The following is a 15,757-nucleotide window of genomic DNA, read 5'->3' as shown; positions in this document are numbered from 1 at the left end:
TGACCAGCCCATCCGTTCACGAAAGCGTCATGCAGCAGGGCCAGAGTGCTGCACCTTTCGCTCCACCCCGCGCCGCCGTGTCCCGCCCGATCCTTCCGACCTTCCTTCGGCCGCACAGGCTGGTGCCCCTTCTGTGCCTGGGCCTGGCCCTGGCCGGTTGCGGGCGCTCCGAAGCCCCGGCGCGGCTGACCGCTTCCGCGTCCACGCCGGCACCGGCCGCCAGCGCGCCGGCCGGTGCCAACGCCATGTATGCCCCCCTGCCCAGCCGCCAGCCGACGGCCGCCGAGATGAGCGCACTGGGCCGCGCGATGTTCTTCGACCCCGGCCTGTCGGCCTCCGGCAAGATGGCCTGCGCCAGCTGCCACAGCCCCGACCATGCCTACGGTCCGCCCAACGGCCTGTCGGTGCAGCTTGGCGGGCCCGCCGGTCACGACAGCGGCCTGCGCGCCGTGCCCTCGCTGCGCTACCTGCAGACGGCCGGCAGCTTCTCCGAGCACCACCACGACAACGACGGCAACGACAGCGAGGACGCCGGCCCCACCGGCGGCCGCACCTGGGACGGCCGCGCCGACTCCGCGCATGCCCAGGCCGCCGCGCCCCTGCTGTCGCCCTTCGAGATGGCCAATGCCAGCGAAGCCGACGTGGCGGCCCGCCTGCGCCGCGCGCCCTATGCGGACCGGTTCCGCGCCGCCTTCGGTCCGGCCGCGCTGGACGACGACAGGCAGGCCTTCCGCCTCGCCGGCCTGGCGCTGGAGGTGTTCCAGGAAGAACCCAAGGAATTCGCGCCCTACGACAGCAAGTACGACGCGGTGCTTCGCGGCCAGACCCGACTGAGTGTGCAGGAGGCCCGCGGCCTGGCCACCTTCGAGGACCCGAACAAGGGCAACTGCGCCTCCTGCCACATCAGCCGCATCACCGAGGACGGCGCCTTCCCGCTCTTCACCGACTTCGGCCACATCGCGCTGGGCGTGCCGCGCAACGCCGCCCTGCCCGCCAATGCCGACCCGGCCTTCTTCGACCTCGGCCTGTGCGGTCCGCTGCGCACCGACCTGAAGGACCATGCGGACTACTGCGGACGCTTCCGCACGCCGTCACTGCGCAACGTCGCCATGCGCCAGGTGTTCTTCCACAACGGCGTGTTCCACACCCTGGAGGACGCGCTGCGCTTCTACGCCCTGCGCGACACGCGGCCCGCCCGCGTGTACCCCAGGGACGCCCAGGGCCGGGTACAGAAGTTCGACGACCTGCCCGAGACCTTCCGCGGCAACGTCAACACCGAGGCGCCCTTCGGCCCGCGGCCCGGCAACCGGCCGGTGCTGAGCGATGGCGACATCCGCGACCTCGTGGCCTTCCTGCACACGCTGGACGACGGCTGGAAGCCACCCGCCGCCGCGGCCCGCTGAGCCCCCGGCGGCTGCGCTTACAGTCGGGACCCCGAGTCCCAACCCTGGCGCGCGCGGCGCGCACCTTCTGCCCCATGAGCTTCGACCTCGTTCTTTTCGGCGGCACCGGCGATCTGGCCTGGCGCAAGCTGATGCCCGCCCTCTTCCAGGCCTTCCGCCACGGCAGCCTGCCGGCCGGCGGCCGCATCATCGGCGTGGCGCGCGACGACCTGTCGGACGCGCAGTACCGTGAACTGATCCAGTCCCGCTTCAAGGCCGTCGAAGGCGCCAAGCGGCCGAGCGCCGAGGAGTTCGAGAAGTTCGCCGACCTGCTGCACTACCTGCGCATGGACCTCTCCAAGCCGGCGGACTACGAGCGCCTGGCGCAGACCCTGCAGCAGCGCGATGCCGACACGGTGGTGATGTACCTCGCCACCGCGCCGTCACTGTTCACGCAGACGGTGGAGCGCATCGCGGCCGCAGGCCTGGGCGGCCCGAAGACCCGCGTGGTGCTCGAAAAGCCGCTGGGCCACGACCTGGCCTCCAACCGCGCCATCAATGCGGCAGTGGGCCACGTGCTGAAGGAAGAACAGGTCTTCCGCATCGACCACTACCTGGGCAAGCCCTCGGTGCAGAACCTGTTCGCCATGCGCTTCGGCAATGCGCTGTTCGAGCCGCTGTGGCGTCGCGAGTACATCGCCAGCATCGAGATCACCATCGCCGAAGACCTGGGCGTGGAAAAGCGCGGCGCCTTCTACGACCAGACCGGCGCCTTGCGCGACATGGTGCAGAACCATGCGCTGCAGCTGCTGTGCGCGGTGGCCATGGAGCCACCGATCAATGCCCATGCCGATGCCCTGCGCGACGAGAAGCTCAAGGTACTGCGATCGCTGAAGCCCTGGACGTCCGAGTCCATCGGCCTGCACGCCGTTCGCGGACAGTACACCGCAGGCACCGCCTACGGCGAGCGGGTGCAGGGCTACCTGCAGGAGCCCGGCATCGACCCGGCCAGCCGCACCGAGACCTTCGTCGCCCTGCGCGCCGAGATCGCCAACTGGCGCTGGGCCGGCGTGCCCTTCTACATCCGCACGGGCAAGCGACTGGCCTCGCGCGATGCGCGCATCGAGGTCAACTTCAAGCCGACGCCGCATGCCATCTTCCGCGCGCCCGCGGGGGCTTCGGCGAACAAGCTGGTGATCAACCTGCAACCCAAGGACGGGCTGGAGCTGCACCTGCTGGCGCAGGCCCAGAACAGCCGCAAGCGCAGCGGCGACGGCACCCAGCCGCTGGCGACCGTGCAGCTGGACCTGGACTTCGGCCAGCGCTTCGGCACCGAGCGCGTCGGTGCCTACGAGCGGCTGCTGCTGGACGTGATCGACGGCCGGCTCAACCTCTTCGTGCGCAGCGACGAGCAGGAAGAGGCCTGGCGCTGGGTCGAGCCGCTGATCGAGGCCTGGCAGAACGACGGCGGACCTCGCCCCTACGCCGCCGGCACCTGGGGGCCGAGCGCGAGCAGCGCCATGATCGCGCGCGACGGGCTGGCCTGGAGCGAAGAGCAGTAGGCGCAGTCGCTCAGGGCGCCTGGTAGCTCTTGGTGCTGTAGAGCTCCACCGGCAGCTTCTTCAGCGCTGGCAGGCCGGTGGTGCTGTCCCTGGCCTGCGACTGGATGTAGTCCATGAACACGTCGGCATCGAGCACGCCGATGTCCAGGCGCCGCGCCGCGGGCACGGCGGCCAGCGTCTTGTAGCCGTCGCCGCCGGTGGCATTGAAGCTCAGCACGAAGAGCTTGTAAGTCTTGCTGGCATCCAGCGCCGCCCAGACGCCGGTCCTCGCATCGCGCACCTCGATGTTGCTGGTGCGGGCGCCCTTGGCCAGGCGCGCATCCACATCGAAGCGCAGGCCGCCGGTGTAGGGATAGGGGCCGGTCGTGCCGCCCGTGCCGTAGACCGCGTCGAGGCCGTCCTCCAGCATGGCCTTGACCTCGGCGCCGGTGATGTCCAGACGGAACAGCATGTTGCCGAAGGGCAGCACCTGGATCACCTGCGCCGCCGTCACCTTCCCGGGCACGAGCGGAATGCGCACGCCGCCGCCGCTCTGCAGCGAGATGTCCGCGCCGCCGTACTTCTTCTGCGCCACCTCCAGGTAGGCCTGAGCCACCAGCTGCTGGATGTCGCCGCCACGCAGCGACACGCTGCCGAGCGTGTTGCAACTGCTGCTGGAACGCGAATAGTCGACCGTGCCGGCGCCGCCCGGCACGCGGCGCGAGCACAGCTCGTCGACCGCCACGGCCACGTCGGTCTTGTTGAAGACCTCGATGCGGTCAGCGAAGGGCTTGAGCACGGCGCTGGCGCTGGCATCGGGCGCCACGGTGTAGAGCAGCCCGTTGGTGGCCGCGACGTCGGCCTGGATGGCGCTCCGCTGCGCATCGGTGGGCGCCTTGCCGGCGAGCGTGTAGTTGTCGCTCACCAGCACATGCGGCGTGCCGCTGCAGGCCGTGACGTCGCCGTTGGCGTCGAAGCTGACCTTGAGCTCGCCCACCACCTGCGCGTATTCCCAGGCCTGCACCACGCAGACGCGCTTGCCGTCCTTGTTGGTGATCTGCGTGGGGTAGGCGCCGGCGGGTGAGCCCACGCCCAGCGTGTTCAGCGCGTCCGGCCCGAGCAGCGTGTGCGAATCGCCGCCCACCACCACGTCCACGCCCGACAGGGCCTTGGCCACCTGCAGGTCGTACTCGTAGCCGATGTGGCTCATCAGCACGATCTTGTCGATGCCCTGGGCGCGCAGGCGGTCGATCTCGCGCTGGGCAGCCGTGGTCTCGTCCTCGAAGGTGGTGTCGGCGTCGGGGCTGGAGGAGGCCTTGGTCTTGCCGGCGATGGTCAGGCCGACGAGGCCGATCTTCTGGCCACCGCGCTCGACCACGGTGGAGCGCTGCACGGCGCCCGGTGCACGCGAAGGGTTGAGGGCGGAGCCGGCGCCGAAGTTGACGTTGGCGCTCAGCGCAGGCGTCTTGCAGCTGCCCTGGCGCAGCAGGTCCAGGAAGTTCCTCAGGCCCGTGTCGCCCTTGTCGAACTCGTGGTTGCCCAGCGTGAAGGCGTCGAAGCAGACGGTGTTCATCAGCGCCGCATCGGCCTCGCCGTCGGCGCCGGCACGGTTGAAGAACAGCGTGCCGGTGAGCGCATCGCCCGCGTGCAGCTTGAGCACGTTCGCCTTGCCGGCCGCCAGTTGGTTGATGGCGGCCGTCACGCGCGGAAAGCCCGCAGCCTCGACGCTCACCGTGCTGCGCGTGGCCTCGCCCGCCTGCAGTTGCAGGGTGCGCGTTCGGGCGGCCAGGTTGGAATGGTGGTCGTTGATGTGCAGAAGCGTGAGTTCGAGCGGTGCCCGCGCTGGGGCCGCGGCCGGTGTGGGTGCGGGCACTGGTGCCGAGGCGGCAGGCGCCGGCGTCGCGCTGCCGATCTGCAGGGTGGAAGTGCCGCCGCCACAGCCGGCAAGGCTCAGACAGATGGCGGCCGCGAGTGTGCCGATCACAGTTCGATCCATGGAAGTTCCCCGTCCTTCGTTGTTGCAGCCGTGCATGCTGGGGCGCACGGATGACGAAGCGATGAAGCGGAGAACACCGACAGGGGATTGGCGCCGCACGGTGGATGCGGTGCCGGACGGGTGGCGATTGTCGCGGCCGAGCGCCGCATGCAGGAAGGCGACGCAGGAGGCACATCGGCCCCACCCGCGACAAACACGTACTCCGTAGCGCCCGGCCGGGCGCTCAGGCCGCTGCGGTGCGGACGACCGACACGCCCTGGCGCCCGAGCGTCAGTTGCGTCCGCTCGCCCTGCGCGATCGGCTGTCCCGCATGGCCGCCCAGCACGAAGACCGGCCCCAGGGGGGTGTCGAAGCTGTATTCGTAGCCATGGCCCAGGTACGACGCCTTGGCGCACACCGCCGGCAGGCCGTCGGCCGCACCGATCTGCCAGGCTTCGGGCCGCACGGCCAGCTTGACCGGGCCGGCGGGCAGCGGCTGGGACGCGGACCAGGCGATCGGTCCCAGGCGCACCCGGCCATCGGCCTCGACCTCGGCCGGGAACACCATGGCCTCGCCCATGAAGCCGGCCACGAACTCGCTCTCGGGCTGGTTGTAGAGGGCCTGCGGGGTGCCGCGCTGGGCGATCACGCCATGGTCCATCACGATGATCTGGTCGCTCACGGCCAGCGCCTCGCCCTGGTCGTGCGTCACATAGGCCACCGTGAGCTGCAGGCGCTGCTGGATGGCGCGGATCTCCTCGCGCATCTCGCGTCGCAGGCGGGCGTCGAGGTTGGACAGGGGCTCGTCGAAGAGCAGCACCGCCGGCTCCAGCACCAGCGCGCGCGCCAGGGCCACGCGCTGCTGCTGGCCGCCGGACAGCTCGCTGGGCAGGCGCTCGTCGAAGCCCACCAGGCCCACGCCGCGCAGCGCCTCGCGGGCACGCGCCGCGGCCTCAGCCTTGGCGATGCCGCTCATGCGCAGTCCGTAGGCCACGTTCTCGATGACGTTCATGTGCGGGAAGAGCGCGTAGCTCTGGAACATCATCGACACGTTGCGCTCGGCCGGGCCGAGCGTGGTGACGTCCCGGCCGCCCATGAAGATCTGCCCCGAGGTGGGCGACTCCAGGCCCGCGATCATGCGCAGCGTCGTGGTCTTGCCGCAGCCCGACGGGCCGAGGATGGTGGTCAGCGTGCCCTGGGGCACCTCGAAGCTGATGCCCTTGACGGCCAGTGGGGCGTTGCGGTCGCTGCCGTAGCGCTTGGTGACGTTGCGGAACTCGATGCCGTTCATACGGCCTCCATCTTGTGGTGTCCTTGATGGCCGGGCACTTTGCGCCGACCCAGCCTGCGCTCGCCCACCACGAACTGGATCAGCGCGATGGCCAGCGACATCAGCACGATCAGCACCGTGCAGTACGCCAGCGCCACGCCGTAGTCGCCGTTGCCCACGCGGCCAATGATGTAGGTCGTGGCCAGTTCGTTCTCGGCCGTGACCAGGAAGATCACCGCGCTCACCGTGGTCATGGCCCGCACGAAGCTGTAGACCAGCGCCGCCACCAGCGCCGGCTTGAGCAGCGGCAGCACCACGTGCAGCAGCGTCTGCGCGGTCGAGGCGCGCAGCATCAGCGAGGCCTCGTCCAGCGAACGGTCGAGCTGCTTGAAGGCGGCCGTGCCCGCCCGCACGCCCACCGGCAGGTTGCGGAACATGAAGCACAGCACGATGACCAGGCCCGTGCCCGTGAGCTCCAGCGGCGGCACGTTGAAGGCCAGGATGTAGCTCACGCCCAGCACCGTGCCGGGAATCGCGAAGGCCAGCAACGCGGCGAACTCGAAGGCACCCTGGCCCTTGAACTCGTTGCGCGCCAGCAGCCAGGCGATGAGCAGGCCCAGCGCCGCGGTCAGCGGCGCCGACAGGCCCGCCAGCTTGAGCGTGGTCCACAGCGAATTCCAGGCCGTGCCGGCCCACACCAGCCCGAACTGGCCCCACTCCAGCGAAAAGGCGGTGCGGAAGTGCTGCAGCGTCAGCGTGTAGTCGCGTCCCCAGGTCTGCACGAAGCCGCCCGCAAAGGCAAACAGGTAGACCACCACGGTGAAGCCGATCCACGGCAGGGCCACGCACTGCACCGTGCGCAGCACACCCGTGGGCAGCGGCATGGGCACGCCGGCATCGCCCTTGCCGCTGACGGTGGTGAAGTTCTGCCGACCGAGCAGGCCCCGCTGCAGGGCGAAGACCACCAGCGCGAAGATGGTGAGCACCCAGGCCAGCGAAGCGGCGCGCCCCTGGTCGTACTGCGCCCCCACGATGGCGAAGAAGATGTCGGTGGAGAGCACCGAATACTGGCCGCCCACCACCACCGGGTTGCCGAAGTCCGCGATGCTCTCGATGAAGCCCACCAGGAAGGCATTGGCCAGCCCCGGCTTGAGCAGCGGCAGCGTCACCGTGCGGAAGGTGCGCCAGCGGTCGGCGCGCAGCATCAGCGCCGCCTCTTCCAGGCTGGGCGCGATGCCCTGCACCACGCCGCGCATGATCATGAAAGCGATGGGCGTGAAGGCGAAGAGCTGCGCCGTGAGGATGCCCGGCAGGCCGTAGAACCAGCGCGTGGCAGGAATGCCGAACCAGCTTTCCAGTGCCTGATTGACCACGCCCGCGCGGCCGAACAGCAGGATCAGCCCCAGCCCCACCACGAAGGGCGGCGTGATGATGGGGAGCAGCGCCACCACCTTCAGCGGCCCCTGCCAGCGGCGGGCGCCGCGCTCGGCCATCAGTGCGATCAGCGTGCCCAGGAAGGTGGTGCCGGCCGCCGTCAGCAGGGCCAGCAGCAGCGTGTTCCAGGCCACGCCGCAGCTCGTGCCGCCAGCGACGCAGCCCAGGCCCCAGATGCGCTCGGTGAACACCCGCGCGCCGAAGGCGGCGAGCGAGGCGTGTCCGTCCTCGTCGAAGAAGGCCGCCGACAGTGCCTTGCCGACGGGCCAGCCGATGAACATGAGCAGCACCAGCCCGCAGCCCACCACGGCCGCGGAGACGAACAGGTCGCCGCGGAAGAAGCCCAGGCGCGCAAGGCCGAAGGCGGCCAGCACGACAAGCATCGCGAAGACGACGAAGCCGCCGATGCCGATACCGAACTGGTTGACCTGCAGCTCGCCGAACAGCGTGTTGAGTGCGGCAAAGCTCCAGCCGCGTGCGCCGATGGCCAGGCCCGACACGGCCAGCGCCAGCGCGCCGAGGCCACCGCCCGCCAGCCACCAGCGGCCCTGGGCGCGGCCGGGTGCGAGGCTCGCGCCCACCATGCATAGCACCAGCCCGGCCAGCCCCGCGAAGAGCCAGGGCCGCCCCTGCTTCGCAGCCTGGATCAGCCCATTGGCTGCGTCGCCTTCACGCCAGATGCCGGGCAGCGCCTGCCACCAGCTGGTGTCCTGGATCGCATACCAGGGCAGCAGCCCATAGGCGACGAGCCCGATCGCGATGCACGACCAGGCCGCCGCGTTCGAACGGGGCGCGCGCACTCAGCGGGGCAGCGAGTTGACTTCTTTTTCCCAGCGGGCGATCAGGCGTCGCCGCTCGGCGCTGGCGCCGTAGGTCTTGTAGTCGTAGTTGATCAGCTTGATCTTCTTGAAGTCAGGCACGTTCGGATCGACCACCGTGGCCTTGTTCGAGGGCAGCTGGTACTGCTTGGACGCCGCACCGAAGGCCTGCGCCTGGGGCGTCAGCGCCCATTCGTAGAACTTCTTGGCCTGGTCCAGATTGCGGGCGCCCTTGACGATGCTCATGGATCCGATCTCGGCGCCGGTGCCTTCGGAGGGCGTCACCGTCTCGACCGGAAAGCCCTGCATCTTCTCCTGCGGCGCGTCGTGCACGAAGCTGATCGACACCGCGGTCTCGCCGCGCGCCACCGCCTTGATCGGCGCCGTGCCGGAGCGGGTGTAGGCCGAGACATTCTTGTGCAGGCCCTTGAGGTAATCGAAGGCCTTGTCCTCGCCCATCAGCTGCACCAGCGTGGCGATCATGGTGTAGGCCGTGCCGCTCGACGCGGGGTTGGCCACCTGGACGTCGCCCTTGTATTCGGGCTTGAGCAGGTCGACCCAGCTGCGCGGCACCGGCAGCTTCTTCTTGGCCAGCAGCTCGGTGTTGTAGCCAAAGCCCAGCGGGCCGGAGTAGATGCCCACCGTGCGGTAGCCCGACTGCTGGGCCTGCTGCTGCGCCCACGGGTACAGCTGCGTGAGCGTCGGCGACTTGTACTCCAGCGTGAGGTTCTGCTCGGCGGCCTGCAGGTGCGGATCGCCCGTACCGCCGAACCAGACGTCGGTCTTGGGGTTGTCGCGCTCGGCGATCAGCTGGGCCAGGGCCTCGCCCGAGCCCTTGAGGGCCAGGTTGATCTTGACGCCGGTGGTGCGCGCATAGACGGTGGCGATCATGTTGCACCAGTCGGCCTGCACCGAGCAGATGACATTGACCTGCTGGGCGCTCGCGGCCGAGGCGGCAGTGGCGAGGGCGGCGGCCAACAAGGCGCGGCGGAAGGTCTGTTGTTGTCGGGGCATCTTGATTCCGGAAAGAGAGAGGCCCGGCGTCGCCGGACCGGGGTGCCGACCTTACGCCCCGATCCTGCAGCCGTCATCGGTGGAACTACCGCTGGTGCGGCGCCTCGCTCTCAGCGGATCAGATGCGTCCCTCTTCCACCGCGTGGCAGGCCACGCGCACGCCACCGATGTTCAGCAGCGCCGGCCGCTCGGCTGAGCAACGCGCATTGGCATGCGGGCAGCGCGGATGGAATGCGCAGCCCGTGGGTGGGTTGAGCGGGTTGGGCACCTCGCCCTGCACGGGGGTGCGCGCACGACCGGTCGCATGCATCTGCGGAATCGCGTCCAGCAGCATGCGCGTATAGGGATGGCGCGGCTGCGCGAAGAGCTGCGCCTTGTCGGCCAGCTCCACCAGCCGGCCCAGGTACATCACACCCACCTGGTCGCTCACATGCCGAACCACGGCCAGGTTGTGTGAGATGAACAGGTAGGTCAGACCGCGCTCGCGCTGCAGGTCCTTCATGATGTTGAGCACCTGCGCCTGCACGCTCACGTCCAGGGCCGAAGTAGGCTCGTCGCAGACCAGGAACTCGGGCGCCGTGGCCAGCGCCCGCGCGATGGAGATGCGCTGGCGCTGCCCGCCCGAGAACTGGTGCGGGTACTTGGCCATGTCCAGCGGCGACAGGCCCACCGAGCGCAGCAACTCGCCCACGCGCTCACGGACGGCCGCCTTCTCGCGCAGGATGCCGTGCTCGCGCAGCGGCTCGGCAATGATGTCCTCGACCACCCAGCGCGGATTGAGGCTGGCGTACGGGTCCTGGAAGATCATCTGGATGCGCCGGCGCAGCTGCCGGCCCGCGGCCGTGCGGTAGGCCGCATGCGCATCCTGGCCGTCGAAGCGCATGCCGCCGCGCGTGGGCTCGTACAGGCCCACCAGCAGTCGCGCCACGGTGCTCTTGCCGCAGCCCGATTCGCCCACCAGCGCCAGCGTCTTGCCGCGCTCGATCTCGAAGCTCACGCCGTCGACGGCATGCAGCAGGGTGCGGGGCTTACGCTCCAGCACGCGGTTGAGCCAGGGCGCCGATACGTCGAAGGTGCGCGCCAGGTCATGGGCGACGACCAGCGGCGCCGCGCCCTGGGTCGACTTGGTTTGTTGGGAAGACGCCAGCACGGCACTCATTCGTCGATCTCCTGGACAGGCGTGGCGGCGTCGGGCATCGCACGTTCGCCTTGTGCCATCGCGACGACATGCTCGGCGGCCAGACGGTCATGGCCGCGGTGCGGATCGGCCCCATCGTGCAGCCAGCAGGCGGCACGCGTGGCGCCAGCTGGCATCAGTTCGGGCCGCTCCTGCAGGCAGCGGTCGAACACGCGCGGGCAGCGCGGGTTGTAGGCACAGCCCTGGGGAATGGCATTGAGCCGCGGCATGGCGCCGTCGATCTGGTTCAGGCGCTCGCGGTCGCTGTCCATCTCGGGAATCGACGCCATCAGGCCGCCCGTGTACGGGTGGGCCGGCTGGTGGATCACCTCGTGCACGGGGCCGATCTCGGCGATGCGGCCGGCGTACATGACGGCCACGCGGTCGCAGGTCTCGGCGATCACACCCATGTCGTGGGTGATCAGCATGACGGCCGCGCCGCGCTCGCGGCACAGGCGCTTGAGCAGCTGGATGATCTGCGCCTGGATCGACACGTCCAGCGCCGTGGTGGGTTCGTCAGCCACGATCAGCTGCGGTTCGGCCGCCAGAGCCAGCGCGATCACCACGCGCTGGCGCATGCCGCCGGAGAACTGGTGCGGATAGTGGTCGATGCGCTGCTCGGCCGCGGGGATGCCCGTGTCCTGCAGCAACGCGATGGCGCGGCGCTTGGCCTCGGTCTCGGTCACGGGCAGGTGCGCGCGGATGGTCTCGATGAGCTGCCGCCCCACGGTGTAGAGCGGGTTCAGCGAGGTGAGCGGGTCCTGGAAGATCGCGCCGATCTTGCGGCCACGGATGTGGCGCATCTGCTCGTAGCCGAGGTTGTCGATGCGCTGGCCCTGCAGCAGGATCTGCCCACCGGCCACGCGACCGGGCGGCTCCAGCAGGCCGATGATGGCCGCACCGGTGAGCGACTTGCCCGCGCCCGATTCGCCCACCACGCCCAGGATCTCGCCCGGCGCGATGTCGAAGGAGATGTCGTCCAGCGCCCGCAGCGTGCCGCGGCGGCCGGGGAATTCGACGACGAGGTTCTTCACCTGGAGCAGGCTCATGCGTGTCCCCTGAACAAAAGGCCGCGGAGCAGGCCATGCGCGTGCATCCACGGGACCGGCTTGGCCGGGCCGCTGAATGCGCCCCCTTGAGGGGGTTGGCGAAGCGGAACGACGTCCGCGAAGGCTGGGGGAGTCATCTCAGCCGGGGATTCAATGCGTCGCGCAGCCAGTCGCCCAGCAGGTTCACCGACAGCGCGATCAGCACCAGCATGGCGCCCGGAAAGACGGTGATCCACCACTCGCCCGAGAACAGATAGTCGTTGCCCACGCGGATCAGCGTGCCCAGCGATGGCGAGGTCGGCGGCACGCCCACGCCCAGGAAGCTCAGCGTGGCCTCGGTGATGATGGCCGTCGCCACCTGGATGGTGGCCAGCACCAGCACGGGCCCGGTCACGTTGGGTAGCACATGGCGCAGCATGATGCGCAGCGGCGCCACGCCCGTCACACGTGCGGCCTGCACGTACTCCTTGCTGCGCTCGACGAGCGTGGAGCCGCGCACCGTGCGCGCGTACTGCACCCAGCCGGTGAGCGAGATCGAGATGATCAGCACGCCGAAGGCCAGCGACTCATGCGCATTGGGAAAGAGCGCCCGCCCCACGCCCGCGATCAGCAGTGCCACCAGGATGGGCGGGAAGGACAGCATCACGTCGCAAAGCCGCATCAGGAAGGCATCGAGCCAGCCGCCCAGGAAGCCGGCGAGCAGGCCCAGCAGCACGCCCACCACCACCGACAGGATGACCGACACCACGCCCACCACCAGCGAGATGCGCGCGCCGTAGATCAGCGCCGAGAGGATGTCGCGGCCCTGGTCGTCTGTGCCCAGCAGGTACTTGCTGCTGCCGCCCTCGCTCCAGGCCGGTGGCAGCCGCGCGTCGCCCAGCTCCAGCGACGCAAGATCGAAGGGGTTGTGCGGCGCCACCCAGCCGGCGAATACCGAGCAGAAGATGCAGACGAAGGCGATGACCGCCGCAGCCACCGCCACGGGCGAGGTCCTGAAACTGTGGCCGACATCGCTGTCGAGCCAACGGAGGAGCGTGTTCTTCATCGGGGAAAGTATCTGGGCGCCGTGCGACGAGGCGCCCGGGGCCATCCAAAGCGAAGTGCATGCCGCCCGGCCGCCGTCTTGCGCGGCCGGGGCGGTGCTGGCGGGGACTCAGCCGATGGCGGCCCTCACGCCCGGACGATCACTTGATGCTGATCCACTTGAAGGGCATGAAGTTGTCGGCGCGCTGGGTCAGCGACACCTTCTTGCTCACGCCCCAGGCCAGCGACTGCTGGTGCAGCGGCAGGTGGCCGATGTCGTCGGTGTGGATCTTGAAGGCCGCTTCGATCAGGCCCTGGCGCTTGGCCTTGTCGGTCTCCGACTTGATCTGGCCGATCAGCTCGTCGAGCTTGGGATTGCAGTAGGCCCCCAGGTTGAACTGGCCGCTGCCGTCCTTGTCGTTGGGGCAGCGCATCAGCGCATCCAGCGCGTTGTGCGAGTCGTAGGTGGTGGGCGTCCAGCCCAGCAGGTAGAAGCTGGTGTCGCGGCGCAGGATCTTCGGGAAGTAGGTGCCCTTGGTCTCAGCCGCCAGATTGATCTTGACGCCGATGCGCGCCAGGTTGGCCGCCACTGCCTGGCAGACCTGTGCGTCGTTGACGTAGCGGTCGTTGGGGCAGTTCATCGTGACCTCGAAGCCACTCGGATAACCGGCGTCGGCCAGCAGCTTCTTGGCGGCCTCGGCGTCATAGGGGAGGCGCTTGTCCTGAGCCTCGGTCCAGCCGTTGATGCCGGGGCCCACCATCAGCGCCGTCGGCCGCGAGGCGCCGCGCATCACCGTGCGCTGGATGCCGTTGATGTCGATGGCCTGGTAGAAGGCCTGGCGCACGCGCTTGTCCTTGAAGGGGTTCTTGCCCTTCACGTTGGAGTACAGCAGTTCGTCGCGCCTCTGGTCCATGCCCAGGAAGATGGTGCGCAGCTCGGGGCCGACCACCACGCGCGCGCTGGGGCTCGCATTGATGCGGGCGATGTCCTGCACGGGCACCGGCTCCATCACGTCGACCTCGCCCGAGACCAGCGCCGCAACGCGGGTGGCCGGGTTGGCGATGGGCGTGAAGATCACTTCCTGCGCGTTGCCTTCGATCTTGCCCCAGTAGTTCATGTTGCGCACGAACACCGTGCGCACATTGGGCTGCCGCTCGCGCACGCGGAAGGGACCGGTGCCGTTGGCCTTGAAGGACGCGGTGTTCTCGATGCCCTTTCGTCGGTCCACCGGCTTCTCGGCCTTGTTCTCCTCGCACCACTTCTTGCTCATGATGGCGAGGTCGGACAGCACGTCGGGCAGGATCGGGAAGGGGCCCTTGGTGACGATGTCCACGGCATGCTCGTTGACCTTGCGCACTTCCTGGATGTCGTTGACCTTGGCCTTCACATCGGAGCCGTCGCCGCCCGCGCGCGCGATGCTGAAGATCACGTCGTCGGCCGTGAAAGGCGTACCGTCATGGAAGGTCACGCCCTTGCGCAGCTCGAAGCGCCAGGTGTCGGGCGCTGTCTGCTTCCAGGACGTGGCCAGGGCCGGCGCCAGGCTCAGGTCCTTGTTGCGGTCGGTCAGGCCCTCGTAGACGTTCAGGTCCACCGACAGCTGGAGCGATTCATTGAGCGAATGCGGGTCCAGCGACAGTGCGTCGCCCTGGTTGGCGATGCGCACAGTCTGGGCGCTGGCGATCAGGCTGGCCGCGGCCAGCACGGCCGCGACGGCGGCTTTTTTCTTGAAGCTCATGGAATCACTCCTCGGGTTGGTCAAGGCTCGGGACGATCGGTCATTGGGCCGCGGTGGCGGTCCTGTCGGAAGAGGCCGCGCGGGTGGCGACGGCCTCGGCGCCCCGGCCGGCTTCACCGGCCAGGGGCATGCCCTGTTCCACCAGGCCCGCATGCAGCGCGGCGCCCAGGGGCAGGATGTCATCGTTGAAGTCGTATCGGCTGTTGTGCAGGAAGGCGCCGCCGCGGGCGTCCTGGCCGAGGCGCAGATAGGCACCCGCCTTCTTCTGCAGCATGAAGGAGAAGTCCTCGGCGCCCATGCTGGGCTCGAGGTGGCGGTCGACATTGCCTTCGCCAACAATGGCAGCCGCCACGTCAGCGGCGAACTGCGCCTCGGGCGCCGTGTTGATGGTGGCAGGGTAGATGCGTTCGTAGGTCAGCTCGGCCGTGGCGCCGAAGGCCGCGGCCACCTGCGTGCACAGCTCGCGCAGGCGCTGCTCGACCTGCGCCTGCACGCGCGAACTGAAGGTGCGTACGGTACCGACCAGCGTGGCGGTGCCTGGGATAACGCTGAAGGCATCGAGGTCGCCCGCCTGCACGGCGCAAAGGCTGACCACAGCGGCGTCGATGGGCCGCACGTTGCGCGAGGTGATGGTCTGCGCCGCCGTGATGATGTGGGCCGCGACCACGACCGGATCGACCGTCAGGTAGGCATGCGCGCCATGGCCCCCCTTGCCCGTGATGCGGATGGTGATGCGGTCCGCCGCCGCCATCATGGCGCCGCGATTGATGCCGATGGTGCCGGCCGGCAGGGCCGGCCAGTTGTGCATGGCATAGACGGCATCGACGGGGAAGCGCTCGAACAGCCCGTCCTCGATCATCACGCGAGCGCCGGCGAAGCCCTCTTCGCCCGGCTGGAAGATCAGCACGGCGGTACCGTCGAAGTGGCGCGTCTCGGCCAGGTAGCGCGCCGCGCCGACCAGCATGGCCGTGTGCCCGTCATGGCCGCAGCCGTGCATCAGGCCCGACTTGCCGGAGCACCAGGGCAGGTCGTTGTCCTCTTTCATCGGCAGCGCATCCATGTCGGCGCGCAGGCCGATCATGCGGCCGCTGGCCGTGGAGCGGCCGCGGATGATGCCGACCACGCCGGTCTTGCCGATGCCGGTGTGGATCTCGTCCACGCCGCAGGCCTGCAAGGCGGCCTTGACCTGGCCCGCGGTGTACACCTCTTCGAAGCCCAGCTCGGGGTTCGCATGCAGGTCGCGCCGGAAGGCGGTGAGTTCAGGATGGAAGCGGGCGATGTGCTCGAAGGCCCGGCCGTTCGCGTACAGGCGTTGTGTAGTCATGGCTGAAGGATCGC

The 15,757-nt window shown here is 69.3% G+C and carries 11 protein-coding genes; 2 read left to right on the top strand and 9 right to left on the bottom strand.

The features are described 5' to 3' along the window. The first annotated feature begins 185 nt into the window (after positions 1-185). Both QZ772_RS06810 and zwf read left to right on the top strand, forming a co-directional pair. Entirely contained in the window at positions 186-1,403 is a 1,218-nt protein-coding gene (locus tag QZ772_RS06810) for a cytochrome c peroxidase (protein WP_295524260.1), read from the top strand. Positions 1,404-1,477: 74 nt separating this feature from the next. Next, positions 1,478-2,944 (top strand): glucose-6-phosphate dehydrogenase, encoded by a 1,467-nt coding sequence (zwf, locus tag QZ772_RS06805; protein WP_295524218.1) that lies wholly within the window; start codon positions 1,478-1,480, stop codon positions 2,942-2,944. A gap of 10 nt (positions 2,945-2,954) precedes the next feature. Here the strand turns inward: zwf and QZ772_RS06800 are convergent, their stop codons facing one another. The 9 genes from QZ772_RS06800 to QZ772_RS06760 all read right to left on the bottom strand — a co-directional run bounded on the left by QZ772_RS06800 (position 2,955) and on the right by QZ772_RS06760 (position 15,743). Next, positions 2,955-4,919 carry a 5'-nucleotidase C-terminal domain-containing protein gene (locus QZ772_RS06800; protein WP_295524217.1) on the bottom strand — a complete coding sequence of 655 codons (1,965 nt, stop codon included), beginning with the start codon at positions 4,917-4,919 and terminating at the stop codon, positions 2,955-2,957. Between the two features lie 223 nt (positions 4,920-5,142). Further along, positions 5,143-6,189: an ABC transporter ATP-binding protein gene (locus QZ772_RS06795; RefSeq protein ID WP_295524216.1), complete on the bottom strand. Its 1,047-nt coding sequence runs from the start codon at positions 6,187-6,189 to the stop codon at positions 5,143-5,145. Next, positions 6,186-8,402 (bottom strand): iron ABC transporter permease, encoded by a 2,217-nt coding sequence (locus tag QZ772_RS06790; protein ID WP_295524214.1) that lies wholly within the window; start codon positions 8,400-8,402, stop codon positions 6,186-6,188. Before QZ772_RS06790 ends, QZ772_RS06795 begins: the two co-directional genes overlap by 4 nt. Next, positions 8,403-9,434 carry an ABC transporter substrate-binding protein gene (locus QZ772_RS06785; RefSeq protein WP_295524213.1) on the bottom strand — a complete coding sequence of 344 codons (1,032 nt, stop codon included), beginning with the start codon at positions 9,432-9,434 and terminating at the stop codon, positions 8,403-8,405. A 118-nt stretch (positions 9,435-9,552) separates the two neighbouring features. After that, positions 9,553-10,593, bottom strand: coding sequence for an ABC transporter ATP-binding protein (locus QZ772_RS06780; protein ID WP_295524212.1), 1,041 nt, complete (start codon positions 10,591-10,593; stop codon positions 9,553-9,555). After that, the gene (locus tag QZ772_RS06775) at positions 10,590-11,660 is read right to left on the bottom strand and encodes an ABC transporter ATP-binding protein (protein ID WP_295524211.1); all 1,071 of its coding nucleotides are present in this window, start codon (positions 11,658-11,660) and stop codon (positions 10,590-10,592) included. The genes QZ772_RS06780 and QZ772_RS06775 overlap by 4 nt, the downstream gene beginning before the upstream one ends. Positions 11,661-11,793: 133 nt before the next feature. After that, positions 11,794-12,705 carry an ABC transporter permease gene (locus QZ772_RS06770; RefSeq protein WP_058642604.1) on the bottom strand — a complete coding sequence of 304 codons (912 nt, stop codon included), beginning with the start codon at positions 12,703-12,705 and terminating at the stop codon, positions 11,794-11,796. A gap of 139 nt (positions 12,706-12,844) precedes the next feature. After that, complete coding sequence (locus QZ772_RS06765) at positions 12,845-14,419, bottom strand: ABC transporter substrate-binding protein (RefSeq protein WP_295524209.1); 1,575 nt, start codon at positions 14,417-14,419, stop codon at positions 12,845-12,847. A gap of 40 nt (positions 14,420-14,459) precedes the next feature. Then, positions 14,460-15,743 carry a M20 aminoacylase family protein gene (locus QZ772_RS06760; RefSeq protein WP_295524208.1) on the bottom strand — a complete coding sequence of 428 codons (1,284 nt, stop codon included), beginning with the start codon at positions 15,741-15,743 and terminating at the stop codon, positions 14,460-14,462. Positions 15,744-15,757 lie beyond the last annotated feature (14 nt).

The organism is uncultured Pseudacidovorax sp. (assembly GCF_913773995.1).
Lineage (GTDB): Bacteria > Pseudomonadota > Gammaproteobacteria > Burkholderiales > Burkholderiaceae_C > Xenophilus.
The sequence above is the reverse complement of the archived record's forward strand: the minus strand, read 5'-3'. Positions and strand labels throughout refer to the sequence as shown.

What these genes read in the sequence shown, in the direction of transcription:
- QZ772_RS06795 (WP_295524216.1), bottom strand. Translation starts at nt 6,189, where the DNA reads ATGAACGGCATCGAGTTCCGCAACGTCACCAAGCGCTACGGCAGCGAC.
- QZ772_RS06765 (WP_295524209.1), bottom strand. Translation starts at nt 14,419, where the DNA reads ATGAGCTTCAAGAAAAAAGCCGCCGTCGCGGCCGTGCTGGCCGCGGCC.
- zwf (WP_295524218.1), top strand. Translation starts at nt 1,478, where the DNA reads ATGAGCTTCGACCTCGTTCTTTTCGGCGGCACCGGCGATCTGGCCTGG.
- QZ772_RS06780 (WP_295524212.1), bottom strand. Translation starts at nt 10,593, where the DNA reads ATGAGTGCCGTGCTGGCGTCTTCCCAACAAACCAAGTCGACCCAGGGC.
- QZ772_RS06775 (WP_295524211.1), bottom strand. Translation starts at nt 11,660, where the DNA reads ATGAGCCTGCTCCAGGTGAAGAACCTCGTCGTCGAATTCCCCGGCCGC.
- QZ772_RS06770 (WP_058642604.1), bottom strand. Translation starts at nt 12,705, where the DNA reads ATGAAGAACACGCTCCTCCGTTGGCTCGACAGCGATGTCGGCCACAGT.
- QZ772_RS06760 (WP_295524208.1), bottom strand. Translation starts at nt 15,743, where the DNA reads ATGACTACACAACGCCTGTACGCGAACGGCCGGGCCTTCGAGCACATC.
- QZ772_RS06800 (WP_295524217.1), bottom strand. Translation starts at nt 4,919, where the DNA reads ATGGATCGAACTGTGATCGGCACACTCGCGGCCGCCATCTGTCTGAGC.
- QZ772_RS06785 (WP_295524213.1), bottom strand. Translation starts at nt 9,434, where the DNA reads ATGCCCCGACAACAACAGACCTTCCGCCGCGCCTTGTTGGCCGCCGCC.